The sequence below is a fragment of the Pseudarthrobacter sp. O4 genome (genome assembly GCF_050157025.1).
Lineage (GTDB): Bacteria > Actinomycetota > Actinomycetes > Actinomycetales > Micrococcaceae > Arthrobacter.
On sequence record NZ_CP189591.1, the window covers coordinates 169,965 to 194,759 of the forward strand.

Annotated in this window: 20 protein-coding genes; 10 read left to right on the forward strand and 10 right to left on the reverse strand. The window is 68.8% G+C overall.

Annotation, left to right across the window (positions count from 1 at the left end):
- Window positions 1-2,627 precede the first annotated feature (2,627 nt).
- The 7 genes from ACQCSU_RS00795 to ACQCSU_RS00825 all read left to right on the forward strand — a co-directional run bounded on the left by ACQCSU_RS00795 (window position 2,628) and on the right by ACQCSU_RS00825 (window position 9,810).
- Window positions 2,628-3,062, forward strand: coding sequence for a phage tail protein (locus ACQCSU_RS00795; protein WP_426977698.1), 435 nt, complete (start codon window positions 2,628-2,630; stop codon window positions 3,060-3,062).
- Between the two features lie 15 nt (window positions 3,063-3,077).
- Window positions 3,078-3,914 carry a peptidase M23 gene (locus ACQCSU_RS00800; protein ID WP_426977700.1) on the forward strand — a complete coding sequence of 279 codons (837 nt, stop codon included), beginning with the start codon at window positions 3,078-3,080 and terminating at the stop codon, window positions 3,912-3,914.
- Window positions 3,901-5,724 (forward strand): VgrG-related protein, encoded by a 1,824-nt coding sequence (locus ACQCSU_RS00805; protein ID WP_426977702.1) that lies wholly within the window; start codon window positions 3,901-3,903, stop codon window positions 5,722-5,724. The genes ACQCSU_RS00800 and ACQCSU_RS00805 overlap by 14 nt, the downstream gene beginning before the upstream one ends.
- Window positions 5,725-5,769: 45 nt before the next feature.
- The gene (locus ACQCSU_RS00810) at window positions 5,770-6,183 is read left to right on the forward strand and encodes a GPW/gp25 family protein (protein WP_426977704.1); all 414 of its coding nucleotides are present in this window, start codon (window positions 5,770-5,772) and stop codon (window positions 6,181-6,183) included.
- Complete coding sequence (locus ACQCSU_RS00815) at window positions 6,183-8,132, forward strand: putative baseplate assembly protein (protein WP_426977705.1); 1,950 nt, start codon at window positions 6,183-6,185, stop codon at window positions 8,130-8,132. Before ACQCSU_RS00810 ends, ACQCSU_RS00815 begins: the two co-directional genes overlap by 1 nt.
- Window position 8,133: 1 nt before the next feature.
- On the forward strand, window positions 8,134-8,703 hold the full coding sequence (locus ACQCSU_RS00820; protein WP_426977707.1) for a phage tail protein I: 570 nt from the start codon (window positions 8,134-8,136) through the stop codon (window positions 8,701-8,703).
- A gap of 468 nt (window positions 8,704-9,171) precedes the next feature.
- Window positions 9,172-9,810 (forward strand): NADase-type glycan-binding domain-containing protein, encoded by a 639-nt coding sequence (locus ACQCSU_RS00825; protein WP_426977708.1) that lies wholly within the window; start codon window positions 9,172-9,174, stop codon window positions 9,808-9,810.
- Here ACQCSU_RS00825 and ACQCSU_RS00830 read toward each other — a convergent pair.
- Entirely contained in the window at window positions 9,734-12,796 is a 3,063-nt protein-coding gene (locus ACQCSU_RS00830) for a BTAD domain-containing putative transcriptional regulator (RefSeq protein WP_426977710.1), read from the reverse strand. The two genes, ACQCSU_RS00825 and ACQCSU_RS00830, sit on opposite strands and share 77 nt — an antisense overlap.
- A 146-nt stretch (window positions 12,797-12,942) precedes the next feature.
- Between ACQCSU_RS00830 and ACQCSU_RS00835 the strand changes: the two genes are divergently transcribed.
- Window positions 12,943-13,341 carry a glycine betaine ABC transporter substrate-binding protein gene (locus tag ACQCSU_RS00835; RefSeq protein ID WP_426977711.1) on the forward strand — a complete coding sequence of 133 codons (399 nt, stop codon included), beginning with the start codon at window positions 12,943-12,945 and terminating at the stop codon, window positions 13,339-13,341.
- A gap of 213 nt (window positions 13,342-13,554) precedes the next feature.
- Here the strand turns inward: ACQCSU_RS00835 and ACQCSU_RS00840 are convergent, their stop codons facing one another.
- The 9 genes from ACQCSU_RS00840 to ACQCSU_RS00880 are packed head-to-tail and all read right to left on the reverse strand — an operon-like array spanning window position 13,555 to window position 23,226.
- The gene (locus ACQCSU_RS00840) at window positions 13,555-14,208 is read right to left on the reverse strand and encodes a DUF5134 domain-containing protein (RefSeq protein ID WP_426979896.1); all 654 of its coding nucleotides are present in this window, start codon (window positions 14,206-14,208) and stop codon (window positions 13,555-13,557) included.
- Window positions 14,209-14,241: 33 nt separating this feature from the next.
- Window positions 14,242-15,369 carry an XdhC family protein gene (locus ACQCSU_RS00845; protein WP_426977712.1) on the reverse strand — a complete coding sequence of 376 codons (1,128 nt, stop codon included), beginning with the start codon at window positions 15,367-15,369 and terminating at the stop codon, window positions 14,242-14,244.
- Window positions 15,362-16,231: an SRPBCC family protein gene (locus tag ACQCSU_RS00850; RefSeq protein ID WP_426977713.1), complete on the reverse strand. Its 870-nt coding sequence runs from the start codon at window positions 16,229-16,231 to the stop codon at window positions 15,362-15,364. The genes ACQCSU_RS00845 and ACQCSU_RS00850 overlap by 8 nt, the downstream gene beginning before the upstream one ends.
- Window positions 16,231-17,481, reverse strand: coding sequence for a vWA domain-containing protein (locus ACQCSU_RS00855; protein ID WP_426977714.1), 1,251 nt, complete (start codon window positions 17,479-17,481; stop codon window positions 16,231-16,233). Before ACQCSU_RS00855 ends, ACQCSU_RS00850 begins: the two co-directional genes overlap by 1 nt.
- Complete coding sequence (locus ACQCSU_RS00860; protein WP_426977716.1) at window positions 17,474-18,397, reverse strand: AAA family ATPase; 924 nt, start codon at window positions 18,395-18,397, stop codon at window positions 17,474-17,476. The genes ACQCSU_RS00855 and ACQCSU_RS00860 overlap by 8 nt, the downstream gene beginning before the upstream one ends.
- A 57-nt stretch (window positions 18,398-18,454) precedes the next feature.
- A complete protein-coding gene (locus ACQCSU_RS00865; RefSeq protein WP_426977717.1) occupies window positions 18,455-19,393 on the reverse strand; it encodes an XdhC family protein in 939 nt (312 codons plus the stop codon).
- Between the two features lies 1 nt (window position 19,394).
- Window positions 19,395-21,788, reverse strand: coding sequence for an aerobic carbon-monoxide dehydrogenase large subunit (locus ACQCSU_RS00870; protein ID WP_426977719.1), 2,394 nt, complete (start codon window positions 21,786-21,788; stop codon window positions 19,395-19,397).
- On the reverse strand, window positions 21,785-22,342 hold the full coding sequence (locus ACQCSU_RS00875; protein WP_426977721.1) for a (2Fe-2S)-binding protein: 558 nt from the start codon (window positions 22,340-22,342) through the stop codon (window positions 21,785-21,787). The genes ACQCSU_RS00870 and ACQCSU_RS00875 overlap by 4 nt, the downstream gene beginning before the upstream one ends.
- 5 nt (window positions 22,343-22,347) lie before the next feature.
- Complete coding sequence (locus tag ACQCSU_RS00880) at window positions 22,348-23,226, reverse strand: FAD binding domain-containing protein (protein ID WP_426977723.1); 879 nt, start codon at window positions 23,224-23,226, stop codon at window positions 22,348-22,350.
- A gap of 121 nt (window positions 23,227-23,347) precedes the next feature.
- Here ACQCSU_RS00880 and ACQCSU_RS00885 point away from each other — a divergent pair, with 121 nt between their 5' ends.
- Both ACQCSU_RS00885 and ACQCSU_RS00890 read left to right on the forward strand, forming a co-directional pair.
- Window positions 23,348-24,328, forward strand: a complete 981-nt coding sequence (locus tag ACQCSU_RS00885; RefSeq protein WP_426979897.1) for a LysR family transcriptional regulator — start codon at window positions 23,348-23,350, stop codon at window positions 24,326-24,328.
- Window positions 24,329-24,439: 111 nt separating this feature from the next.
- Window positions 24,440-24,757 (forward strand): DUF6457 domain-containing protein, encoded by a 318-nt coding sequence (locus ACQCSU_RS00890; RefSeq protein ID WP_426977725.1) that lies wholly within the window; start codon window positions 24,440-24,442, stop codon window positions 24,755-24,757.
- Window positions 24,758-24,795 lie beyond the last annotated feature (38 nt).

Sequence of the window (24,795 nt, forward strand, 5' to 3'; positions counted from 1 at the left end):
GTCATCGACGTCGACGGCGGCGGCCCGGCCCCGGGCAACGACGGGTACACCACGGCACCCATGGAGATGACGCTGCTGCCGCCTCCGGCGCCCCTTGTCCGTCCGATGCCGGACAGGCACAGCGGCGCGCCGGAGACCGCTCAACGCGTCGAGTCCGACGGCGGCGGCTCCCTGCTCGCGGCGGAAGCCGGCTCCTTTCAGGTGCTGTACGTCGATGCTCTGCCGCTGGAGCCTTCTGCTTCACTGCCCGCGGAGCTGCAGTCTTCTGATTCCTCCCCGCGTGCCGGGGTGTCCGCCCCGGCTTCGGGCGTGGATTTCTCCGGGCCGGGACGGTCCCGGCATACCGACGGCAGCACGTCCGACGGAAGCGCCACGTATGTCCCGCTGCCCTCCGCACCGGCTGTGCAGCGGGCAGCGGCCGGGCCGGCGGACTTCTCGCCGGGCTTCCGGCAGGCGCCCCCCATGTCCAAGCTGGGAATCGGTATGCCCCTGTCTTTTTCGGAAGCTGCCTTTTCGGAACCGGCATCTTCGGAAGCTGCCTTTTCGAAGCCGGCGGCGCCGGCGGGACCGTCCGCCGGAACGTCTCCCGGATCCTTCCCATTACCGGTGCAGCGGGCGTCCGCCCCCGAATCTTCCGGCTCGCTCCGGCCTCTCCCGGCGGTTGACGAGGGCGACCGTGACGCCGACGATGCAGCCGTTCCGGACGCCGGAGCGGGGAGCGCCAACGAGTCATCCGAGGGGCAAACCGTTCCATCAACAGGGTCTTCGGATCCGTCGCGGCCGGATCCCGCACCGGCGATGGATGCCGGGGTGGACGAGCCAGTCCACGCGGTTGCCGCCTGGCCCGCGGAAGCCAGGCTTTCCCCGACTCCCGAGGATCGGACGGCGCCGCTGCCCTCGGCCGTTGTTCCTGCCGCGCGTCCAGAGCAGCCAGGCCGCGACGGGTCCGCGGCGGAGAGTCCCTCGCTCTCCACCCACGATGGCGGCACACCCAATATGTCCGTCGTTTCCCGCTCCGGCCCAGACGTCACCCCGCTGTCCGACGTCGCGTATTCCGGTGACGGTCCAGATGTCCACGGTCCAGAACTCCACGGTGCAGATGTCGACGGTCCAGATGTCGCGGCGGCAATCACCGAACAGCCGGGAATTGCAGGCTCCTTAGCGGCCATTGCCACGCCCACCCGGACGGCACAACCGGACACCGGGCCGGCTGGTGAATGGCCTGCCGTCGAAGCCACGCCATTTCCGCCACTGGTCCTTGGCCACGCTTCCATAGGCCAATCCCCGCCGGCGGTAAACCCGCAGGGCAGCAATCCGCAGGACAGCACGCCGCAGCACAGCACCGGGGTCGGCAGCCAAAGCTCAAGCAGTCCAGTCGCGAGCAGCCGAAGCAGCGGGGAGAGCCCGGGGGTTGGCGGGCCCGCGTTTGCGCCCGCCGCCCTCCAGCTCCAGCGAGCCTCCCGGTCATTAGCTGACGTGCCGGCCCGGGCAATCCCCAAACCAGTCGGTCCGGTTGTCATGCGGGTTGTCCGGACTGCCACGGCAGGTACAACTCCGGAGACCTGGCAGCGGCTGACGGCGTTGCCACCGGCGGCGGCTCGGCCGCCGGTCCCGGCGCGCGAGCCACCTTTGGCGGCCGTTCCGTTGCTCCTTGAGTCTGCCTCGGCTCCGGCAGCACAGGCAGCGTACTCCGACGTCACTCAGGTCAGTCCTACTGCCGGCACTACTGCCGGGATTGAGGGCCATGCAGTGCCAGCACCAACGTCAGCTCCAGCGCCACACCCAGTGATCGGCGGAATCGACAGCATTTTAGGCGGTGACTTCGGCTTCGCCGCTGGCTTTAAAACTGAAGCCGGCGCGGGAACCAGCACCCCCTTCGACGGGGGGCCCGGCGCCCCGCCAGAACCGACTGCCGCCGTCGGAAGGGTCATTCAGCGGACAATTTCTGTACAGGGTGCTGGCCCAGTGGACAGCGCAGACCGGGTGGCCGGCGCATCATCAGGGTCCCCCGTGCGCATGTCCAACCTCCCGGGCACGTCTGCGCCTCAATCTGTCGGACCCCCATCCGCCGGCCTGCAACGCTGGGGCGCGTCCCCGGCCTCGGCCCGAGGGCCGGCCCTGCCGGCTCAGGTGCATGCGGCGGCTGGGTCGAGCCTCGCAACCGCAGCCTCACCCGGATTCGCCGCGGGGCCAAGGGTCCCGTCCGGAACGGGGTCTCTGTCGGAGGCCCCGCCTCCCTTCCTGAGCCTCGCCGCCGCGTCCTCGGATCCAGGGAAAAGCGATGATGTCATTCAGCGGGAGGACGGGTTCTCCGCTGCTGATTTTGCAGCGGCTGCCCGCGCGCCGGCTGCCCCGGGTCCTTCCGCACCGTCCACCGCCATGCCGGAGGCGGCTGATGGAGGTTCTTCTGTTCAGCCCGGCGCGGAGCCTGCTGCGGCCGGGCCAGCGCCGCAGGGGCCGGCAGCGAGGGGGGCAGCGGCGCCGGGCGGCGCAACCGCGGCGACTCCGGAACAGCTTGAGGATCTGGCCAAACGGCTCGCGGGGCCGCTGATCCGCCGGATCAAGGCCGAAATGCTGCTGGACCGCGAGCGCCGCGGTCTGCGGACCGACGCGAACTGAGGAAGATCATGCTGGAGGATGTGGAGACTGCGGTCAGCGTCCGCTACACCGTGGCTCTGGACAATCTGGATCTGGGGACGTTCACCACGTGCGAGGGGCTCGGCTGTGAGGTGGTGATCGAATCCCGCGAGGAGGGCGGCAACAACGCCTTCATCTGGCAGCTGCCCACACGGCTCAAATATCCCAACATCACGTTGAGCCGGCCGCTGGGGCGGGACACCGAGAAGATCGCCAAGTGGTTTGCGGACATGGCCTCCGGATACACCCGCTGCACGGGAATTATCGAGGCAATGACAGCAAGTGGACGCAAGATCGCCGGCTGGGAACTTTACGACGTCGTCCCGGTGCGGTGGAAGGGACCGTCCCTCAACCCGGACCAGCCGAAGGTCATCATGGAGACGCTCGAGATCGCCCATCACGGGTTTGTCTCGAAGACGCGGTAGCTGGAGGAACCGGATATGACCACGAACGCAGTGGCGGCCCGTCCGCCGAGCGCGGCCAGCGCGGCCGGCCCGGCGGCAGCCGCCGCCAGTGCCGGCGGCGAGGCGGCACTGAAACTGTCCCACGCGTACCTGGAATTGTACGAGCCGTCCAAGGACGGCTCCTTGGACAAGGCCGGACCGCAGCTGGGACGGATTGACTTCCAGTTCAACCCGAAGGAGCTGACCCTGGGCAAGACGGCTTCGTGGACCCGGCAGACCGCCAAGGCCAACAAGAAGGCGGGCCCGCCGCAATACAACGGCCCGATGCCGTCCAAACTCGCCCTGGAGATGTTCTTTGACGCATCCGGGAAGCAGGATGATGCCGTGGTCCAGCGGGTGGAAAAGTTGTTCTCCTGCTGCGCCCCCACCGCGGCGTCCCTGAAGCAGAACAAGGGCTCGCCGCCGTGGGTGCTGTTCCGGTGGGGGAAGCTGACGGGGTTCCTGGCCTATGTGGCCAGCGTGCAGGTCAAGTACACCCTGTTCACGGCCGCCGGAGTCCCGGTGCGCGCTACATGCACCGTCTCGCTTGAAGAGATAGCAGGGGATCCGCCGAAGCAGAACCCGACGTCCGGCGGCCTCGTGCCGCGGCGGGTGCACGTCGTTGTGGAAGGGGACACCCTTGCGGGAATCGCCTACAACGAATACGGCAACGCTTCCCTGTGGCGGGCGGTGGCGGCAGCGAACCGGATTGATGATCCGATGCGTCTGCGCTCCGGCACATCCGTGCTGTTGCCGGCAGTGAATGAGCTGCCATCCGTGGCACTGCAGGATGACCCGGCACGGGGCCGGGAGGTGATCCGTGGCTCACGGTGAAGAGTTCAGCAACATGCTGCTGGTGGAAGTCGCCGGACAGCCGCTTCCGCCGGACACCGCCGCACGGCTCGTGTCCGGCTACGTCGATGACAGCATCAACGTTCCGGACCTGTTTGTGCTCCGCTTCAGCGATGAATATTCCTCCGTCCTGGACAAGGCAGGGATCAGCATCGGCGTGCCCGTCAAGCTGCTCGTCCAACAGAGCGGACCCGGAGGCCCGGAGCCGCTGCTGTCCGGCGAAGTCACCGCCCTCGAGACGGAGATGGACCACGACGGCCTGTATACGATCGTCCGCGGCCTGGATCATTCCCACCGCCTGTTCCGCGGGCGCCGGGTTGAAGCATATCTGCAGAGCACCGCGGCGGACATCGTCCGGAAGGTGGCCCAGCGCGCCGGAATCAAGGCCGGGACCATCGATGCGAAAGGCCCCGTGATGCAGCACGTGGCACAGGACGGCATCAGCGACTGGGACTTCCTGCACAGGCTGGCCATAGAAGCCGGCGTGGTCCTGTCCGTGTCCGGCGGCGCCCTGCACTTCACAGCCTCCACGGATGCGGCGACGGCACCGCCGGATGCCGGCGGGGCGAGAACCGAGCCCCTGGTGATCCAACGGGGCGTGAACCTCGTGTCCCTGCGGGGAACAGTCACCTCCGCTGACCAAGTGCCTGACGTCGAGGTCAGGGGCTGGGACGTCAATGCGAAGCGCGCCATTGTCGCCGTCGCACCGGCCAAGACGCGCAGCGCCAAGCTGTCCGAGGTGAATCCCGCGGCGCTTGCCAAGAAGTTTGACAGCCCGCGGTACATCGCGCCGGGAACGGCCTTTGACCAAGCGGCCCAATGCGAGGCCACCGCAGCTGCCCTCGCGTCCCGCCTGAGCGGGGCGTTTGCGGAGCTGGAGGGGGTGGCCCGCGGAAATCCCAAACTTCGGTCCGGTGCCGCCGTGTCGCTGAAAGGGGCCGGGAAGCCCTTTGACGGAAGCTACACGCTGAGCGCGTCCCGGCACGATTTCAGCCCGGACAGCGGCTACCTCACAACGTTTTCCGTGAGCCATGAATCCGAGCGGTCACTTTACGGAGTCGCAGCCGGCGCGAACGGCAGGGCCGCCGCCGTGCCCGGCGTTGTCAACGCCGTGGTGACTGCTGCGAAGGATCCGGAGAACCAGGGCAGGGTCAAGGTCAAGTTTCCGGTCCTGTCCGACAATTACGAAAGCTGGTGGGCGCGCACGGTCCAGGCGGGTGCAGGCGCCTCCCGTGGCGCCGTCGTACTCCCCGAGGTCGGGGACGAGGTCCTCGTCGCCTTCGGGCACGGCAGCTTCCAGCAGCCGTTCGTCCTGGGCGGCCTCTTCAATGGCAAGGACAAGCCCGACAAACCCTGGGCGGACCACATCGGTTCCACCGACGGCGCCGTGCAGCGGCGCGCGTTCGTCTCCCGTTCGGGCATGTTGGTTGAGTTCCTGGAATCGCCCGACGGCGAACAACTCACCGTCAGCACGCACGCCGGCAAGCAAAAGATCTCGCTCAGACAGAAACCGGACGCGGGAATCGAGATCCTTTCCGAAGGCCCCGTGAACATTACGGCCAAGAAGGATGTTTCGGTCACAACGCAGACGGGCGAGGTGGTCATCAAGGGCAAGAACGTGACAGTGGAAGCGGCCTCCGGCCTGGAGCTGAAGGGCGTCACCGTGAAGATCACGGGCAGCGGCTCAGCCGAAGTGAAGGCACCGAACGTCTTGGTGGCCGGAGACGCGACGGCTGAACTGTCCGGCGGAGCCACGACCACGGTCAAGGGCGGTCTGGTCCGCATCAACTGAGCCGGGAAGCAAAGGGCAGTCCACCGGGCGAGAGGAGGCAGTGACGTGGGTCAGGAGTTCATTGGTGCCGGCTGGGCGTTCCCGCTGCGCACCGACCGGACGGGCAGCATCGCGCTGGTTCACGATCAGCGAGAGATCGAGGAGAGCATCCACCTCATCCTGGCGACGTCTCCGGGCGAGCGGCCCATGCGGCCGGAATTCGGCTGCGCCGTCCACGACTATGTCTTCGCCCCTGCCGACGCGGCAACAGGAGGCGACATCGCCTACGCCGTCCGGGTGGCGCTCGACCGCTGGGAGCCCCGGATCGACGTCGAAAACGTGCTGGTCCATTTTGACGGGGCCGCCGATGGAATGCTGCTGATCGATGTGCAGTACACGATCAGGGGTACTAACGACCCCCGGAACCTCGTCTTCCCCTTCTACGTCATTCCGCGCAGCGGCGAGGAGGCTGCTTACTAATGCTCCCATCACCCAACCTCGATGACCGGCGGTTCCAGGACCTTGTGGACGACGCGAAACGCATGGTCGCGAACTATTGCCCGGAGTGGACCGACCACAACGTCTCCGATCCGGGCGTGACCCTCATCGAAACGTTCGCGTTCATGGTGGACCAGCTTTTCTACCGGCTGAACCGGGTACCGGACCGGCTGTACATCGCTTTCCTGGAGCTGCTCGGAGTGACCCTGCACCCGCCGACAGCCGCCTCCGTCGAGCTCCTGATGTGGTTGTCCGCTCCGCAGCCCGACGCCGTCGTCATTCCGCAGGGAACGGAGGCCTCGACGCGGCGCACGGAGGAGGAGGAGGCGGTGGTTTTCGCCACGACGAGGGAGCTGACAGTGCCGCCCCGCAGGCTGGCGCACGTCATGACGCAGGCGGGCGGCGGAGCCCCGGTGCGGCATACCGAGTTCTTGCACGGGGACGGCGGCTTCGCCTGCTTCGGGACGCCGCCGGTGCCCGGGGACGCGCTGCTGCTCGGCTTGAACGATCAGGCACCCTCCTGCGCGGTGGCCCTGCGGTTCGAGTGCGAGGTCAGGGGAGTGGGAGTGAACCCCAGCAACCCACCGCTGGTGTGGGAGGCGTGGAACGGCGCCGGGTGGGCATCATGCGAGCTCGACTCCGACGGGACGGGCGGGCTGAACCGGCCCGGCGACGTCGTGATCCATGTGCCGCACACCCACACGGCCTCGCTTCTTGGAGGAGTCCGGGCGGGCTGGCTGCGATGCCGTGTGGTGGACCCGGTTGCCGGTTACCCGCCCTACAGCGCGTCCCCCACGGTGCACTTGGCGAGCGCCTTCACGATCGGCGGGTCCGTTCCGGCCGTCCACGCCGAAACGATATCCGGTGAGGTGATCGGAATGTCCGAGGGCGTCCCGGGGCAGTCGTTTGAATTGGGTCGCCGCCCCGTGGTGCCCGGCGGCGAGGACTTCGTGGTTGAGATCGCCGCCGGCTCCGGCTGGGATTCCTGGACCGAAGTGGACTCGTTCGCGGGATGCAGCCCGGACGACCGGGTCATCGCGATCGACCGCACAGCGGGCATCGTCCACTTCCCGCCCGCAGTACGCGAGCCCGACGGGTCCCTGCACCACTACGGGGCCGTGCCGCCGGCCGGCAGCCCCGTCCGCGTTCCGCGGTACCGCACCGGCGGGGGGCCCAACGGAAACGTTGCAGCCCGGGCCCTGTCGGTGCTGCGGTCCAGCATTCCCTTCGTCAACAGCGTTGAGAACCGCCGCGCTGCCCACGGCGGGGTAGCTCCGGAGACCATTGAACAGGCCAAGGAGCGCGGGCCGCTGGCATTGCGAACCCGTGACCGCGCGATCACGGCCGAGGACTACGAACAGCTTGCGAAGCGCGCCGCGCCTGCCATTGCCCGGGTCCGCTGCATCCCGGCCACGGGGCCCGATGAGGCTGGCGGGGTCAGGGTGCTGGTGGTTCCGGCGGCCGTCCCGGACAAAGAGCAGCGGCTGAAGTTCGAGGATCTGGTGCCGGATGACGTAACGCTCTCGGTGGTTGCGGAGTACCTTGACGCACGCCGTCCGGTGGGTGCCCGGGTCCTGGTTGAGCCGCCCTTCTACCGCGGCGTGACAGTCGTCGCCCAGCTCACCGCACGCCCCAGGACGTCGCGTGAGGCGCTGAAGCGCGATGCCCTGCGGGCGCTCTATCAGTACTTTGATCCGATCCGTGGCGGCCCGGACGGCGAAGGATGGCCGTTCGGCCGTCCCGTGCACGCCGGCGAGGTGCATGCGGTGCTGCAGAGGCTGGCCGGAACCGAGATCGTCGACGAGGTGCTGGTGTTCGCTGCCGATCCCATCACGGGACGGCGTGGTGAGCCGCTGCAGCGGGTCGAAGTGGAACGGAACGCACTGGTTTTTTCCTTTGACCACAGAGTCCGTGTGACGGAAGGGAGCTGAGATGCGCGGCATGGTGCCGGGGCTCAGCAGCGCGGTGCCCCTGGGCGTCCGGTTGCCGGCAGTCCTGCAGGAGGACGCGTTCCTCCAACGGTTCCTGCTGGCGTTCGACGACGCCCTCGCGCCGGTCTTCACGACGCTGGACGGGCTCGCCTCTTACCTTGACCCACGGTTGGCACCCGAGGATTTCCTGGACTGGCTGGCGGAGTGGGTGGGCGTGCGGCTGGACGAATCGTGGTCCGCCGCCCGGCGCCGTGACGTGGTTGCGCACGCGGCAACGATCCACCGGCGCCGCGGCACCGTCCCGGGACTGGCCGACGCCGTAAAGCTCGCCGTCGGCGGTGTCGTGGACGTCGAGGTTGCAGACAGCGGTGGCGCCGCATGGTCCTCGAGCCCGGGCGCGGAACTGCCGGGCCGGGCCGACGCGATGCTGCACATCCGCGTATCCGCCGCGGCGAGAGAGGACGTCGACCTCCGTCGCCTGGAGGGCATTATCAATTCCGTGAAGCCGGCCCACGTTCCCCACACCCTGGAGATAGTGCCCGGAGTTGCCCCTCGCGTTGATGATCCCTGAGGAGTCAAGGTGCTGATTTGTGGAGATTGCAGTGCCCGCAACAATGACGGCGAAAGCTTCTGCAGCAACTGTGGAGCGTATCTGGTCTGGCAGCGGCCAGCCGCCGCGGCGGAGGCAAAACGCCCGCCGCTGACGGCAGGCTCGGGCTCGGGAGCCAGCCCAGCCGTGACAACGGCACCCCTTCCCGTAATCCCTGGTCCGCCGGGGCTCGCGCCGGGTCCGCCGTCCGGTGTCCGGTCAGGTTCGGCGCCGGGCACGCCGTCCGGGGCTTCCACGGTCCGGCGCGGCGCCGGACCGGCCGAGGTCAGGCCCGGCCAGCCGGAAGTTCGGGCGCCGAGCCAGGTCCCGTTGCCCGATGAACGTCCGCCGCTTCCGGGAGAGCTGATCTGCGGCCGGTGCGGGGCCGGCAACAAGCGGGACCGGAGCTTCTGCCGGCGTTGCGCGGCCAGCCTCAAGGAGGCCGCCGCTGTGCCTGCGCCGCCATGGTGGCGGCGGTTGCTGAGCCGCCCCCAGCGGCAGGCGCTGCCGGCAGGAAGCCGGCCCAAGTGGCGGAAGCCATGGCGCTTCCCGGTGCGCTCGGTGTCGCTCCTCGCGGTTGTCGGGCTTTTTGGCGGCGCCGCCTACTTTGGCAGGGACGTGATCGCGGCGGGCGTGGCCCGCGTCCAGGATGAACTCGGAGATTCGGAAGAGCCGGCCCAGAGGATGACAGCGACGAGTAAGGCGATGAACCGGGGTCCGGAACTGGCCATAGACCATTTCTCCAACCGCTCGTGGGCTGCGGGAGCTCCGGGTAATGTCAGTGCTGCACTTGAGGCAGGCTTCGACAGGCCGTTCCGCCTGTCATACGTGGTCATCAGCGCCGGCGCGTCGAACGTGCGGGAAGTCTTCCTCAAGGAGCGGCGGCCGGTCAGGGTGGAGATCACCGCGATCCGCCCGGACGGGGGACAGGCTTCCCGGACCGTAGACCTCAAGGACGACTCCGCTCCCCAGAGCTTCTATATCGGGGCGGACCAGGCCTCCGCGGTGCGGTTTAAGATCCTGGACTCGACCGGTCCGGAGGGGGCACCCGTGTCCGTCGCCGAGGTCCAGTTCGCCGGCCGGCGGTAGCCGAGCCGTCCGGGACGGAAAGCCCGGCTGCGGCCGGTACGCCCAGGGAGTGCAGTATGAGGTGGTAGCGCCGTTGCGCGCGTTCCGCGGCCGCCGGATCCCCGAGGCGCCGGAAGGTCTCCACCAGGGTCCGCCAGGATTCGTCCCGCCAGGGATCAATCTCGACACTCCGGGTGGCGGCGGCGGCGGCATCGGCCGGGTTTCCCAGGACCAGCTCCAGGCTTGCCAGCGACGCCGCAGCTTCGGCTGCCCGCAGCCGGTACCTCTCACGGGTGTCGGTCACCCACTCCGCCGGACCGTCTTCCGGGAGCACCTCGCCGGTATACAGCTGGACGGCGCGGCGCAGCTCTTCGGCCGCGCCGCGGTGGTCTCCGGCCGACCGTGCCAGCGACGCATCATGCAGGGTCCGGTCGAAATCCGCCAGATCGAAGGCCGAGCCTTCGCCAAGCACCAGGGCGTAGGCCTCGCCCTGCCGGACGAGGAGCTGTTGGCCCTCGGGTTGGCCCGGAGGCTGGAGGGCTCCGCGCAGGCTGGACACGCTCACCTGCAGGGCATGCAGTGCCGAGGCAGTGTCCAGATCTGCCCACAACAACCCCGCCAGCCGTTCCCGGTGAACCGGGCGGCCAGCATTCAGGGAAAGAATCCGGAGTACAGTCCTGGCCTGGGGCCGCACTCTGGTCAGATCAACGCCAACACCGTCGCTGTGCAGTTCAAAACCACCGAAACAGCCCACCTTCAGCGATGGCGGCGGCGCGCCGTCCGCTACCTCGACGGCGCGGCTAGCCGGTGCGAGGCCGGCAGCGCCCGCCGGGCCGGTCACTGACCGGCGCTTCGGAGTATGGTGAGCGCCCGGGGCCTGGGGTTCCGCCGCGACCCACGTCCAAGGCCGGCACACCAAACCCGCCGAGGTTCCGGTCTCTTGAGCCACCTGCATCAGTTCGCCATAGTGCACAGGCCATTGCAGGGCCATGGCCGCAAAAGCGATTGCAAGTGCTCCGGGAACTCCCGCCGCCCGCGCGAACGCCTCCGCTGACCGGGCCTCTTCGGCGGCTCCAGGCAAGTCCACAGCGGCACTCACGAGGGCCTGCGCGGAATGAGCCCACGCTTCCAGGGCACCTGCCTCGAGTCTGCGGAAACGGACCGCCAATGCGCCGAACTCCCGGGCATCCGGGCGGCCCGCACGCAGCCGCACGAGGGCGGCGGAGGCTGCGACAAGCGCCGCTCCCCACTCGTCGCCCCGCTGCTCACAGCTGTCAATGATGGACCGAACGGACTCCTGACAGCCTGAGGTTCCGGGGAGGGCGGCCTGGACACCCTGGGCCAGGCGGGCCAGCCAGGTGAAACCGCGCCGTTCAGCCTGCCGCTGCACGGCGTCCAATTCCGCGGCCGCACCGTCAGGGTTGGACACCGAGGATTCCGGACCAAAAACAGCGAGTACAAGCTGGGCCGCGAGTGCAGCGGCCGGTTCCTCGTCCAGTAGCTCCGCACACCGCCGCAGCGCCGGCATGGAGGAGCGCTGATCTCCAGAAAGCAGACGCGACAAGCCATTGGCGAGGAATTCCCGGGGGCGGTGAGGATCGCCCATCGAGCGGGCGACGCCGGCGGGGTTCCCCTGGGTGGCCTCCCGAAGGCGGCCCGCCGGGCCCGGCCCCTGGGCGGCCGCGTCCCCGGCCCACACAGCCGCTTCCAGTTGAAGGTCTCTGGCCAATGCGAGCCACTCGGGATCGCTGGTCAGCGCGGGGACCCCGGCGGCGGTTCTGCAGGCGGCCGCGACGCATCCGTCATCGAGCAGTTGCCGCGACGCGGCCACGGCGCAACCGGCGTCATCCTGCAGCGCAGGCCCTGGAATCAGGGCAGCCCACCCGCAGGCACCCGGTTGCACGGCGTGCTTCCCCGCCCGTTCCAGAAGGCTCCGCACCTTGTCCCAGTCCTGGCCTTCGGCCAGCACCCCCAAGGCGGCGCCGAAGTCTCCCTCCTGTTCAAGGACAGTCGCTGTGCACTCACGGGTGCCACCGGCTCGGCTGTGCTGCGTGGCATCCAGCGTGCTAGCAAAGTAGTGTCGAAGCACCTCCGGGGCCCGCAGCGATGCGCCGTCCCCCTCACGCGAGATGACGCCGAGCTGTTCGAGGCGGTGCAGCAATTGCCGGCTGTCACGGCCCTCCAGGAGCGCGTCGCAGCGGGACGGTGTCAGTACGTCGAAAAGGCAGCTGCGGCGAAGCAGCAATTCCATGTCCTCGGAGGCTCCGGCGAGGACATGGTGCGTCAGGTAGTCCTGGACGTGGCGGGACGTCGGGCTGGGGGACTCAGCTGCCCGACGCCGTTCCACTGTGGAACGGCTTGTCGTCGCGAGGTGGAAGAGGTGCAGGGCCGCGGCCCAGCCGTCCGTCCTGGACGTCAGATTCAAAGTGCCGGCGGGACTCAGGGGCTGCCTATATGTGTTCCGGAAGAGCTGATCAACCTCATTCGCGCGAAAACGCAGGTCGTCACCGCCCACGGTAACGGCAGCAGGCAGCTCGGACCTGGCCAGATTAAAGTGCGGGGGGCGGCGGCTGCCCACGAGGAAATGCAGCTGCGGTGAATTGAGTGCAAGAAGACGCTCGAGTTCGGACTCCGCACACGAATGCGCCATCGCATGCAGGTCATCCACGACAAAAACGAACGGCTTTTCAAGCCGCCCCGCCAGGCTCTCCAGCTCGGCGAAGGAGCGGGGGGATTCCTGGTCGGCAGCCGTGCCGAGCGCCGCGGCAAAGCTGGTGAGCATTCGGCCGGGCTTTGCGTCCCCCGGAACGGACCGGTACCAGGCCACGGCGGTGGACCGTTGGGCCGCCCATTGCGCCAGGAGAGTCGTTTTGCCGGTCCCGGGCGGTGCGACTACGAGGCCAAGCCGCGCGTTGGAAGTGCCGTCAGAGCGGGGGATCAGGCGGGGCCGAAGGAGGCCTTTGACTTCCGGACCCCTCAGGGAATTCCCATGCCGTGTGGCTGCCATACCGTCCTGCTTCCCCCGGAAGGATTGCGTCCCAGCCTGGCTTAAAGTGTAGGGCTCATTCGTGCAGCGAATCGAGCATTTGCCGGCCTTCTTCCAAAAATCGACGGACTCTTGGTCACAACTCCAGACCAGACGGCTTCGGCCCGATGCTCAAGCACTACGGCCTGGACCGGGGTTCCGATTCCGGGGTGCCGGAGCGCAACATCGGCCTGTACGACGTCGGGGCCGTCTACAGTGCCACGGACAACGGTGTGTGTACCCTCGGCGAGGTTTTCGCCACGGACGGCCGGATCGACGCGTTGGGCCTGACGGTGCTCACCGATGACAAGAAGTTCTTCCCCGCCTACAACGTGGCGCCGGTGTTCTATTCCAGGACCCTGGCTGCCCACCCGGAGCTTGAAGGGATTTTCGCGCAAATTTCTCCGCTGCTGACGGATACGACGATGCGCGGACTCAACTTGAAGGTCGACGTCGACGGCAAGGAGCCCGCGGATGTCGCCTTCGAATGGATGAAGGAACAAGGGTTCCTCACTGGGGCGCCATAGGCCGGGATCATTGCCGCGGGAACGTCACGTATCGGCCGTCTTCAGAGCCTGCACCTCATCCCTCAGGCAGTCTCCACCCCGCAGACACCGCTGGGTCCGTTCCGTGAGTAGGCACCGGAGCGGGCCCCGGTGAGTGCCCTGGCAAGGGCCTCGAGGGACACATCCTGCAACACGCCAATCAATCACGCGAAGTTGAAGTACCGCTCCGTAGTGTCACACCGCGAGCGCCGCGAACATGACTGCCATCGATGCCGCGCCTACGAGTTCCAGGACTGCGTCGCCGCGGCCCCGGTTGGTGTGGGGGCGGAGCCGCCGGACCAGGAGCAAGCCCCACACGGCTCCGGCCACCCCGAAGGCAACCGCCAGGACGAGGGCGGGCCGGGTGCTCCAGTCCGGCAGGGAGTCCGGCAAGGAGTCCGGCCAGGACCGGGGCAGCAGCAGCCCCGCAGCGGGCCCGCCGTGGTGCGCCGTCTGGCCCGGAAGCCCCGCGGCCCCCAGACCGGCCAGCGCGCCGTGGTTCCCGCGGACGTCCATCGCCGCCAGCATGTACGCCATGGCGGCCATCGTCAGCGCGTTGTAGAGCAAACTACCGAGGCCGTCTCGTCCCGGAAGTCGACCGTTCCCCGGCCCTGTGAATGGCACAGGCAGCCGGGAGACGGCGCGGAGGACGAACCACCACGCGGCCAGGCCGAAGAAGAAGATCTGGGGGAGTGCGGGCCACTGGAGCCCGGGGGAAGCATCAGCACCATGGCCGTCATCATGGCGGCGTGGAGTCCGAAACCGACCCGGGTGGCCGCTGGCGACTTGCGGCTGGCGCGGAACGCCGCGTACAGCGACGCTGCCAGCAGCAGTGCCGTCAGCCCCCAGCGCAGGAAATCGTTCTCGATCAACGGTGCCCTGTCAATGCTGCTCGTCGTGGTGGATCCGCTCGTCGAGCCGGTGGAGCGGCTCCCCGCTGCCGCTCCACTGCTTCGCGATAATCTCGGCGGCGATGGACACTGCAGTCTCCTCCGGTGTGCGGGCACCCAGATCCAGCCCCACCGGGCTGTGCAGCCGCGCCAGCTCTTCCTCGCCCAGGCCCGCCTCGCGCAGCCGGGCGATCCGGTCAGCGTGGGTCCGACGGGAACCCATGGCTCCGATGAAGGCAACGGGGCTTCCGCGCAGGGCTACCTCCAGCAGTGGTATATCGAATTTCGGGTCATGCGTGAGGACACAGATGACCGTCCGCTGGTCCACCAGACCCTTCTCCAGCTGCTCGGCCAGATAGCGGTGCGGCCACGCGTTGACGACTTCGGCCGCATCGGGGAACCGGGCGGGGGTGGCGAAGATGGCCCGGGCATCGCACACGGTGACTCGGTAGCCCAGGAAGGCTCCCAGCCGGGCCAGTGCCGAGGCGAAGTCGATCGCCCCGAAAACCAGCATCCGCGGCGGCGGGGCGTAGCTTGAGAAGAACACCCGCATGCCGGAGTCAAGCCGTTCGCCGTCGGGGCCGTAGGTCAGGATGCCGGAGCGGCCGGCGGCGAGCAGGCCTTGGGTGTCATCGCCGACGGCGTGATTGGCCCGCTCGGACCCAAGGTCGCCCTCGAACCCCCTGGGCCGCACGATCAGGTGCCGTCCCAGCCGGCTGCTGTCCGGGTGCTCGATGACGGTGGCGACCCCCACCCGGCGCTCGGCGGCGATGTCCCGCCCGACGGCGTCGAGCTCGGCGAAGCTCTGCCGTGAAACCGGCTCGACGAAAATGTCGATGATTCCGCCGCAGGTCAGGCCCACAGCGTAGGCGTCGTCGTCGCTGATCCCGTAGCGCACCAGGACCGGCGTGCCGTCCTCCCTGACCTGCGTGGCCAGCTCATAGACGGCGCCCTCGACGCAACCTCCGGAGACGGAGCCGACGGCCTCCCCCTCGGCTGTGACCAGCATGGACGCGCCCGGGAGCCGCGGGGCCGACTTGAAGGTGCTCACGACGGTGGCCAGACCGGCGATACGGCCCTTCTGCCAGCCCGGCATCATGGCTGCCAGCACATCACGCACGGAACTCCCTCAGCCTCCCGTACATCCGGATCATCCGGAACGCTGACCGCCGGCCGGCCCAGTAGGCGATACAAGCCACGACGGCCAGCAGCGCCAGGACCTTCCCGGGGCTGGCGAGCTGGTCCGCCACCACGCCTTTCGCGAGGCTCAGAGCGTCCAGGCTGCCGGTCCCGGGTGCGATTGGCGCCGCTGCTGCGGGTGCGGCTGGTGTGGGCGGATTGGGTGCGGTGGGCGCGGCTGCTGCGGGTGCGGAGGCAGCGGCCATGGCGCTCGACGGCAGGCCCGGAAGCTCCGAGGACTGTGCCGGGGCCGCCGGGGCAGCGACTTGGCCGGCGGCGGATTCGGCGGCGGCTTCAGCCGCGGGGACTGGGCCCGGCACCTTGGTTCCGGCGGCGGACGCCTGCGCCGTCACAGGCTCGGCGAGCATGGCTTGCAGATTGCTGGCGAAGAGGCGCATCATCTGCTCCGTGACGCTGCCGATCACCGCCTTGCCCATCGCGGCCGCCTTGCCCGAGAGCGCCAGGTCGGCGTCAACGGTGCCCCGAGTAGTGCCGCCGGGCTCTTCGGTCAGGATCATGGTCACGGTGGCCTCGGCGGTGCCCTGCCCCCGGATCTCCTGCGCCTTTCCGCCAAGAACGGCGCGGTGCTCGGCCGCATTGCGCTCGACGACGTTCAGCAGACCCTTGTACTGCATGTTCACCGGCCCCAACTTGACCGTCATGCCGACCTGATAGGCGTCGTCAGAGAGTTTGTTCAAGATCTTGGCCCCGGGCAGGCAGCCCGCGACCCGTTCGAAATCCATCAGGGTGTCCCAGACCTCGTCGATGGGTGCGACCACCGAGAATGTGCTGTCGATCTGCATTAGCTCGTCCTTCTCTCGAGTGATGACCGGCCGTCGCCGCGGATGGCAGCCGCCATCTCTGCCAAAGCCGTGAAGCTGTGTCCGCTGACGAAGGCATCGCAGTACGGCAGGGCAGCCGCCATTCCGCCCGCCAGCGGCCGGTAGCCGGGGGCCGCCTTCCGGGGATTGACCCACACCATCCGGTAAGCCAGCCTACGCAGCCTCGCCATCTGGGCTGCGACCTGAGCGGGATCCTCCTGGGCCCAGCCGTCCGAGAAGATCACCACGACGGCGCCGCGGGCCAGCCCGCGGCGGCCGTGTTCGTCGACGAACCGGCGGAGGCTATCGGCGATCCTGGTGCCCCCGGCCCAATCGGGCGCCGTGGCGGCGGCCCGGGCCAGCGCCACGTCGGGATCGCGCAGCGATAGCTGCCGCGTCAGCCGAGTCAGGCGTGTGGAGAACACGAACGCCTCGGCCCCGGCAGAGGCCACCGCCCCCTGCAGCAGCGACACGAAGACCCGCGCATAGGGTTCCATCGAGCCGGAGACGTCGCACAGCAGCACCAGTTTGCGCCGCTGTTCACGCCGCCGGGCGTACAGCAGCCGGGTGGTGTCGGAGCCGGAACGCCGTGCCGCGCGGACCGTGGCGCGCACGTCCAGCCGGGCGCTGCTGTGGGCGGATTTGCGGGAGCGGCGGCTCAGGCGCGACGGAGTTGCGAGCAGCATCCGGAACGCCAACCGCCGGATGTCCTGGACTTCCTCGGAGGACAGCTCGGCGAAGGACATCCCGTGCAGGTGTTCCTCGGTTGAGGCCATGGCCAGGACGGCTTCATGGGCGGCCGCGTCGTGGTCCCCGGAACTGGTGGGCGCGGCCGAGGCTACGGCGGAACGGGGCTGCTTACGGGGCGGCGCACTCCGGGTAGACCGGTTGTCGGCCGCGGCGGGTCGGGTGCGGGCTTCTTCCGGGCCGGCCGACGGCGGGCTTCCTGGCCCACGCGGGCCGGCAAGCCGCGCGGCGGGGTCGAAGTCGCTGCGGAACACGGTGGTGAAGACGGCGTCGAAGACCGGGAGCTGTTCGCGCGCGGTCACCAGCACCACCCGGGACGTCCAGTAGAGCCTTTCGACGTCGTCTGGCGGTACCAGCCGGAGGGCTTCGGCCAGCCGGACCGCCCGGTCCGGGGAGCAGGAGAGACCGGCCCGGCGCAGGGCGGTGACGAAGGCAGCGGACAGGGCGGCCGCCTCCACCGTCGGGAGAGTGATGGCCTCAACCATCGGTGCCGTCCACGAGCCAAGCCGCCCCGCGGGCGCCGACCAACTCCAGGTCGTCACGGTTCTTGACGATCGAGCCCCAGGTCTGTTCCGCCGTCGCGGCGTCGATGCGTTCGATGCCCAGCACGGCGAGGGCGGACACCCAGTCGATGGCCTCCGAGATCCCCGGAGGCTTGGCAAGATCCAGGCTGCGCAGCTTCGTGATGACGGCTGCCGCCTGCAGCGCCAGCGGGCCGCTGCTCGCCGGCACCCGGCGGCGCACGATTTCCGCGATCCGGTCCGGTCCCGGGTAGTCGATCCAGTGGTAGAGGCAGCGGCGCGTGAGGGCATCGTGCAGGTCCCTGGTCCGGTTTGAGGTCAGGATCACGATCGGGGGATGGGTGGCCCGTATGGTGCCGAGCTCCGGGATGGTGACCGCGGCCTCGGCGAGCAGCTCAAAGGTGAACGCCTCGAATTCGGCGTCGGCGCGGTCGATCTCGTCCAGCAGCAGCACCGCCGGGCGCGGGCCGGGATGCTCGATCGCCTGCAGCAGGGGGCGCCGCAGCAGGTACTCCGGGCTGAAGAGGTCGGCTTCTGTGACGGAGGCGTCCCGCACCTCGGCCAGGCGGATCCCGAGGAGCTGCCGCTGGTGGTTCCACTCGTAGAGGGCCTCGCCGGCGTCGATCCCCTCGTAGCACTGCAGCCGGTACAGCGGCGTGTCCAGCAGCTCCGCCAGGGCCTTCGCCGCCTCCGTCTTGCCCACCCCGGCCTCACCCTCCAGCAGGATCGGCTGCGGCAGCCGGACGGCGAGGAACAGCGCCGTGGCCAGGCCGACATCGGCCAGGTAATCGCCCCGGTCCAGCGCCGCCATCAGCGACGGGACATCGGGCACCCTGCGCTGCACGTCTTCCTCCGCGCCGGTTCGCGCCGCCGTGTTCACCGGGAGCCTCCGGCTGCCAGGATCAGCCCGGCGGTCCTGCGGTGAGTGGGGGAGGGCTCAGGTAGTAAGGGCATAGCGCTCCGGATCCTTGCGGAAGGCGGCACGGCAGCCGGGTGAGCAGAAGTACACGGTGACGCCGTTGTGTTCAAGATGCAATGACGTCTCCACCGCTGCGACGGTCATGCCACAGACCGGATCGATCGCGGTTCCCGGGGCCGCGTCCGGCATCCCTGCGGGCGTGGCAGCGGGTGCGACGGGCGGCGGGTGATGCCGGGCCCTGGACCGTTCCTGGATGAGCTGGGCGAGAATCGACAGGGCGATCTCGCCAGGGGAGCGGGCCCCTAGCTGCAGCCCGGCCGGCGTGAAGACCCGCGCGCGCTGCTCTGCGTTGATCTCGAGGGAGTCCAGCACGGCGGCGCCCCGCGTCTCGCTGGCCACCAGCGCGACGTAGGGCACGCCGGCGCGCAGGGCCGCCTCGAGGGCTACTTCCTCCGCCTTGCCGTGCGAGGCCACGATCAGCGCCGCGTCGTCTGCCCGGGGTTCCGCGGACTCCCCGTCCGTGAGCTCCATGGCCAGGCCGACGCCGGAGCCGAGCGTCGCGAGGGCCTGGGCTACCGGCGTCGTGCCCACCACCAGGACCCGGGGCTCCGGGATGCGCGGCTGCAGGAAGATCTCGATGGCGCCGCCGCTGAGGCAGAGGTTGGAGACCTCGACGGCGCCCTCTTCAGCGCTGCGCGACGGCTCGCCGGGGAGCACGCGCAGCAGCAGAGGCTCCCCGGACGCCAGGACCTGAAGGCCGTACTCCCGTACCGAGGACTCGACGCAGTTTCCGCCCACGAAGCCCTGGATTTCACCGGTGGGCAGTACCAGCGCGGTGTCCCCGGCGTGGGCGCTGGTAGGCCGCTGGGCGCGTACCACCGTGGCGTGGACGAACGGCTCACGGCGGGAGGCGAGATCATTCGCCCGGGCCGTAAGGGACTCCGCGGCCGTGGTCATGTCAGATCGGTGGCCTTGCGCGGCCCTGCATCGCGGCCCAGACCCGGGCCGGCGTGCACGGCATGTCCATGTGCACCACCCCGTAAGGCGCGAGGGCATCGACGACGGCGTTCACGATCGCCGGCGGCGAGCCGACTGTGGCGGACTCTCCGATGCCTTTCGCGCCGATCGGGTGGTGCGGGGACGGGGTGACGGTGAAACCGGTCTCCCAGTCCGGCACTTCCATGGCAGTGGGGATCAGGTAGTCCATGAAGGACCCGCCGAGGCAGTTGCCGTCGGCGTCGAACTCGATGATCTCCATCAGCGCCATCCCGACGCCGTCGGTCAGTCCGCCGTGCACCTGGCCTTCGATGATCATCGGGTTGATCCGGGTGCCGCAGTCGTCCACCGCGATGAAGCGGCGCACCTTGACGTGGCCGGTGCCCGGATCGACGTCGACGACGCAGATGTAGGCGCCGAACGGGAACGTCAGGTTCGGGGGATCGTAGGTGACCTCGGCGTCGAGGTTGCCGTCAACGCCCTCCGGCAGGGCCACTGTGCCGTGCGCGCCCATGGCAATTTCGGCGATGGTCTTTCCGGCGCTGGGATCGCCCTTCACGAACCAGCGCCCTTTCTCCCATTCCAGGTCTTCCGGCCGGGTTTCCAGCATGGCGGCGGCGACGAGCTTCGCCTTCTCGCGCACCTTTCGGGCCACGAGGGCGACGGCGCCGCCGCTGACCGGCGTCGAGCGGCTGCCGTAAGTGCCCAGCCCGAACGGTGTCTGGTCCGTGTCGCCGTGGACCACATCGATGTCTTCCGGCGGGATGCCGAGTTCCTCGGCGACGATCTGCGCGAAGGTCGTCTCGTGGCCCTGGCCCTGGCTCTGCACCGAGATCCGGACCACGGCCTTGCCGGTGGGGTGGACGCGCAGTTCCGCGCCGTCCGCCATGCCCAGGCCCACGATGTCGAAGTGCTTGCGGGGTCCGGCGCCCACCGTTTCGGTGAAGAAGGAGACCCCAATCCCCATCAGCTCACCGCGCTCGCGTTTCTCCTTCTGCTCGCGCCGGAGCTCGTCGTAGCCGGCCATCTGCATGGACAGCCGCATGGCGGGTTCGTAGTTGCCGGAGTCATAGACCCAGCCGGTCTTGTTGGCATACGGGAACTGTTCCGGCTTGATGAAGTTCTTCAGCCGCAGCTCGGCCGGATCCATTTCCAGCTTACGGGCCAGGATGTCCACCATCCGTTCGACCAGGTAGACCGCCTCCGTGACGCGGAAAGAACACGCGTAGGCGACACCGCCCGGCGCCTTGTTCGTGTAGACGCCGGTGACACTGCAGTACGCGGCCTTGAGGTCGTAGCTGCCGGTGAAGATGGAGAAGAAGCCGGCCGGGGTCTTGGTGGGCTGGGCGGTGGCGTTGAACGCGCCGTGGTCCGCGAGCACATTGGTCCGAACGGCGAGGATCTTGCCGTCCTTGGTGGCCGCGATCTCGCCCTGCATGATGTAGTCACGGGCGAAGGAGGTGGACATCAGGTTCTCGGAGCGGTCCTCCACCCACTTCACCGGCCGGCCGGTGACGATCGAGCCGACCACGGCCAGGACGTACCCGGGGTAGATGCCCACCTTGTTGCCGAAGCCACCGCCGATGTCCGGGGACACCACCCGGATCTTGTGCTCGGGAATCCCGGCGACGATCGCGAAGAGGGTGCGGTGGGCGTGAGGGGCCTGGGTTGTCTCGTAGAGGGTCAGCTTCCCGTTGACGGCGTCGAAGTCCGCGACGGCGCCGCAGGTTTCCATAGGGGCCGGGTGCACCCGCGGGTAGACGATCTCCTGCGACACGACGACGTCGGCGGAGGCGAACACCGCCTCGGTTTCCGCCCTGTCGCCGATTTCCCAGTCGAAGATCCGGTTGTCCTTCCGGCCCTCAATGTCGTCACGGATCACGGGGGCGTCCGCATCGAGGGCCTTGCGGGCGTCAATGACCGGGGGGAGGACGTCGTATTCAACCTCGATCAGTTCCAGTGCGTCCCGGGCCGCGTAGCGGTCCTCGGCCACGACGAACGCGACCTCCTGCCCCTGGAAGCGGACCTTGTCGGTCACCAGTACGGCCTGGACGTCCGCGGAGAGCGTCGGGGCCCAGGCCAGCTTGAGTCCCAGGAGATCCTTTCCGGTGATGACGGCCAGGACCTTGGGATGGGCCAGGGCATTGGTGGTGTCGATGGAGACCAGCCGGGCGTGCGCTACCGGGGCGCGCAGAATGGCGCCGTGGAGCATTCCGGGCAGGACGATGTCGTCGAGGTAGTGGCCCTTGCCGCGCACGAAGCGTGGATCTTCCTTGCGCTGGATACGGCCAAAGCCGATGGGGCGGTCCTCATCGCCGGCCGCGGGGTTGCCGGGCCGCTCGTGGATGACGGTCATGCCTTCACCTCCGTGTCCTCTAGCTCCGTCGCACTTTCCGGGACTGCTGTGTCCGTGCCGTCGACTTCGTCTGCTGCGGCGTCGCTGTCGGCGCCTGCCGGGTGGGCCGCGGCCCACTGCACTGAACGGACGATCGTGGCGTAACCGGTGCACCGGCAGATTTGGCCCGAAATGGCCTGCCGGATCTCGGTGGGGTCCGGATGCGGATTCTTGTCCAGCAGGGCACGGGCGGTGAGCATCATGCCGGGGGTGCAGAAGCCGCACTGCAGCCCGTGCTCCTCCATGAAGCCTTGCTGGACGGGGTCCAGGGTTCCGCCGCTCGCGAGCCCCTCGACGGTGCGGATGTCGTGCCCGGCGGCCATGGCGGCCAGGACGGTGCAGGATTTCACGGGCTGCCCGTCCATGAGGACCACGCAGGTCCCGCAGTTGCTGGTGTCGCAGCCCCAATGCGTGCCGGTCAGGCCGAGGACCTCGCGGATGTAGTGGACAAGGAGCACCCGGGGTTCAATGTCGCTCGTGACTTCGCTGCCGTTCACGGTCATGCTGATCTGCATCCGCTTCAGCCTTCCTGGGTCCGGGCGGCGCGGGTGCAGGCAAGCCGCAACACCCGCCGCGTGAGTTCGTCGGCGAGGTGCCGCTTGTAGTCGATCGGGCCGCGCTGGTCATCCACCGGATCACAGGCCGCCGCAGCGAGGCGTCCGGCCTCGGCGAACAGTTCCTCCGTGGGCCGCTGGCCCCGCAACACCGCGGCGGCCTCCGCAACGGTATGGTCCAGGCCGAGGGCGGTAAGTCCGACGGCGGCGTCGGCGATGCTGCCGTCCGCCGCGAGCGTGACGGCGGCACCGGCCGCTCCCACGGCCCAGTCGCCCACCCGGCGTTCGACCTTCTCGTAGGCGCTGCCCGAGCCCGGGCGGATGGGGAAGCGGAGCTCGCACAGCAGCTCATCCTGGCCCACGGCCGTTTCGTAGGGGCCGCGGTGGAAGTCGGCCATGGTCAGGATGCGCTCGCCGCCTGGTCCGCGGATGACTGCTTCCGCGGCCAGGACATTGCACACTGTGGACAGGTCCTCCGCCGGGTCTGCCTGGCAGAGTGAGCCGCCGATGGTGCCGCGGTTGCGCACCACCGGATCGGCGATGACGGACTCGGCGTCCCGGACGATGGGGAAGAGCCCGTTAATTTCATCGGACTCGAACAGCGTGGTGTGGCGGGTCAGGGCGCCGATCCGCAGCTTGTCGCCGTCGCGGAGGATGAAGTCGAGCTCGTAGAGGTCGTTGATGTCGATGAGCCAATCCGGCCGGGACAGCCGGAGCTTCATCATCGGCAGGAGGCTGTGACCCCCGGCGACCACCCGTGACTCCGGGCCGTGGCGCGAGAGGAGTGCCAGCGCGTGGTCCACCGAGGTGGCCCGCACATAGTCGAACGGAGCCGGAATCTGCATAGTCCCTACCTCACTCCCGGGCGCTGGCAAACGTCGCGCAGCACCGATTTGAGGAAAGTGTTGCTCCGGCTGATACGGAGTGTCAATATCGTCATAAGCGAAAGGTTATGACGCCGTGTCGATGACATTGAGCCAACTCCGCGCGTTCGCCCTCGTGGCCCGGCTGGGCTCGCTTCATGCTGCGGCGGAAACCCTGGAGGTCAGCGAACCGGCCGTGTCCTCCGCCCTGGCCGCGCTCCGGCAGGACCTCGGCGACCCGCTCTTCGTGCGCGCCGGAGGCGGGATTGCCTTGACGCCCGGCGGCCGGGCCTTGGCCGACTACGCCCAGGACATCATCGGTCTGGCGGATCAGGCCCGGTGGGAGGTCTCCAACGCCAAGAACGACGCCGGGCGGCTCAAGATCGTTGCGACCGCACCTTTTGCCGAGCATGCGGCCGGCCGGCTGCTCGACGTCTTCACGAAACGGGTGCCGGGCGCGTCGGTCGACGTGGTGGTCGAGTCCGCGGAGGACCTTTGCTCTCTTCTGAAGGAGCGTGCGTACGACATCGCCCTGGGCGCACGGCCGACGGCGCCCGCCGGCACCGCGGTGACGGAGCTCGGCCTGGAGTCGGTTGCGTTCCTGCGCTACCAGCGCGCTGTTATTGCCGCGCCATCCCATCCTCTGGGCCGGCTGCACGGACCGGTTTCCGTGCAGCAGCTGATGGGCCGGCCGTGGTTTGCCGGCCCGGCCGGGATCCAGGACAGCACGGAGGAAGGACGCTGGCTGGCCTCCACGGGCGTGGGGCCGGACATCATCCGGCTCAGCAGCGAGACTGACGCCCTCGCCGCCGTCCGGGCGGGGGAGGGCATCATGCTGGCGCTTGGCCACATTGTCCGGGCTGAACTCCACAGCGGGACGCTGGTTCGCGTGCCCGTCGTCGGGACCCCGGTCTCTGGCCTCTGGTGGGCCAGCACGCTGGACCACCGACGGACCACAACGGTGGCGCAGACGCTGCAGCGATTCGTCGGTACCGCGGATGCGACCGCCGCGATGGTCGCCCCGGGAGGTTCGCGCGGACTTGAGCGCCGGGGGTCGAAGTTCCACGTCGCCTTGTGGAGTTAGTGGCAGTGAGCCGGCCGAAAATGCCCTGTGCAGCATTGCACATGGCCGGTGTCGGTGCTAACCCTTGAGGCGTAGCCGTTCGACTCACGCAGTTTACGAAGGGAAGTACCAATGACTCTGACCCGAGATGAAGACAGCTCGCTGCGGCATTGGAGCGGCCGCCTGATCCAGGCACTGCAGATACTCGATCTGGAAGTCGACCACGAGAAGATCATCCAGGTCGCGGAGGAATCGGCGAAGGCCGTCGGACCGCACGCGGACGCCATCAGCGCGTTCATCGTGGGCTATGCGGCCGGCACCGCGTCCACTAGCGGTCGCAAGAGCACCCAGGCGGCTGTTCACGCCGCCTCCAACAAGGTCCTTGAGCTGTGCGAGCACGGCGAGTCCGGCGGCCCCGACGAAAAGGGCTGGGCCAAGAGGGCCCAATAACGGCCGGTGACTCGTTCGGGCTGGTTGTCGACATGACT

Coding starts and splice junctions, on each gene's coding strand:
- ACQCSU_RS00875 (WP_426977721.1), bottom strand. CDS start 22,342: ATGCAGATCAGCATGACCGTGAACGGCAGCGAAGTCACGAGCGACATT.
- ACQCSU_RS00880 (WP_426977723.1), bottom strand. CDS start 23,226: ATGCAGATTCCGGCTCCGTTCGACTATGTGCGGGCCACCTCGGTGGAC.
- ACQCSU_RS00800 (WP_426977700.1), top strand. CDS start 3,078: ATGACCACGAACGCAGTGGCGGCCCGTCCGCCGAGCGCGGCCAGCGCG.
- ACQCSU_RS00855 (WP_426977714.1), bottom strand. CDS start 17,481: ATGGTTGAGGCCATCACTCTCCCGACGGTGGAGGCGGCCGCCCTGTCC.
- ACQCSU_RS00795 (WP_426977698.1), top strand. CDS start 2,628: ATGCTGGAGGATGTGGAGACTGCGGTCAGCGTCCGCTACACCGTGGCT.
- ACQCSU_RS00870 (WP_426977719.1), bottom strand. CDS start 21,788: ATGACCGTCATCCACGAGCGGCCCGGCAACCCCGCGGCCGGCGATGAG.
- ACQCSU_RS00830 (WP_426977710.1), bottom strand. CDS start 12,796: ATGGCAGCCACACGGCATGGGAATTCCCTGAGGGGTCCGGAAGTCAAA.
- ACQCSU_RS00815 (WP_426977705.1), top strand. CDS start 6,183: ATGCTCCCATCACCCAACCTCGATGACCGGCGGTTCCAGGACCTTGTG.
- ACQCSU_RS00885 (WP_426979897.1), top strand. CDS start 23,348: ATGACATTGAGCCAACTCCGCGCGTTCGCCCTCGTGGCCCGGCTGGGC.
- ACQCSU_RS00835 (WP_426977711.1), top strand. CDS start 12,943: ATGCTCAAGCACTACGGCCTGGACCGGGGTTCCGATTCCGGGGTGCCG.
- ACQCSU_RS00890 (WP_426977725.1), top strand. CDS start 24,440: ATGACTCTGACCCGAGATGAAGACAGCTCGCTGCGGCATTGGAGCGGC.
- ACQCSU_RS00820 (WP_426977707.1), top strand. CDS start 8,134: ATGCGCGGCATGGTGCCGGGGCTCAGCAGCGCGGTGCCCCTGGGCGTC.
- ACQCSU_RS00850 (WP_426977713.1), bottom strand. CDS start 16,231: ATGCAGATCGACAGCACATTCTCGGTGGTCGCACCCATCGACGAGGTC.
- ACQCSU_RS00865 (WP_426977717.1), bottom strand. CDS start 19,393: ATGACCACGGCCGCGGAGTCCCTTACGGCCCGGGCGAATGATCTCGCC.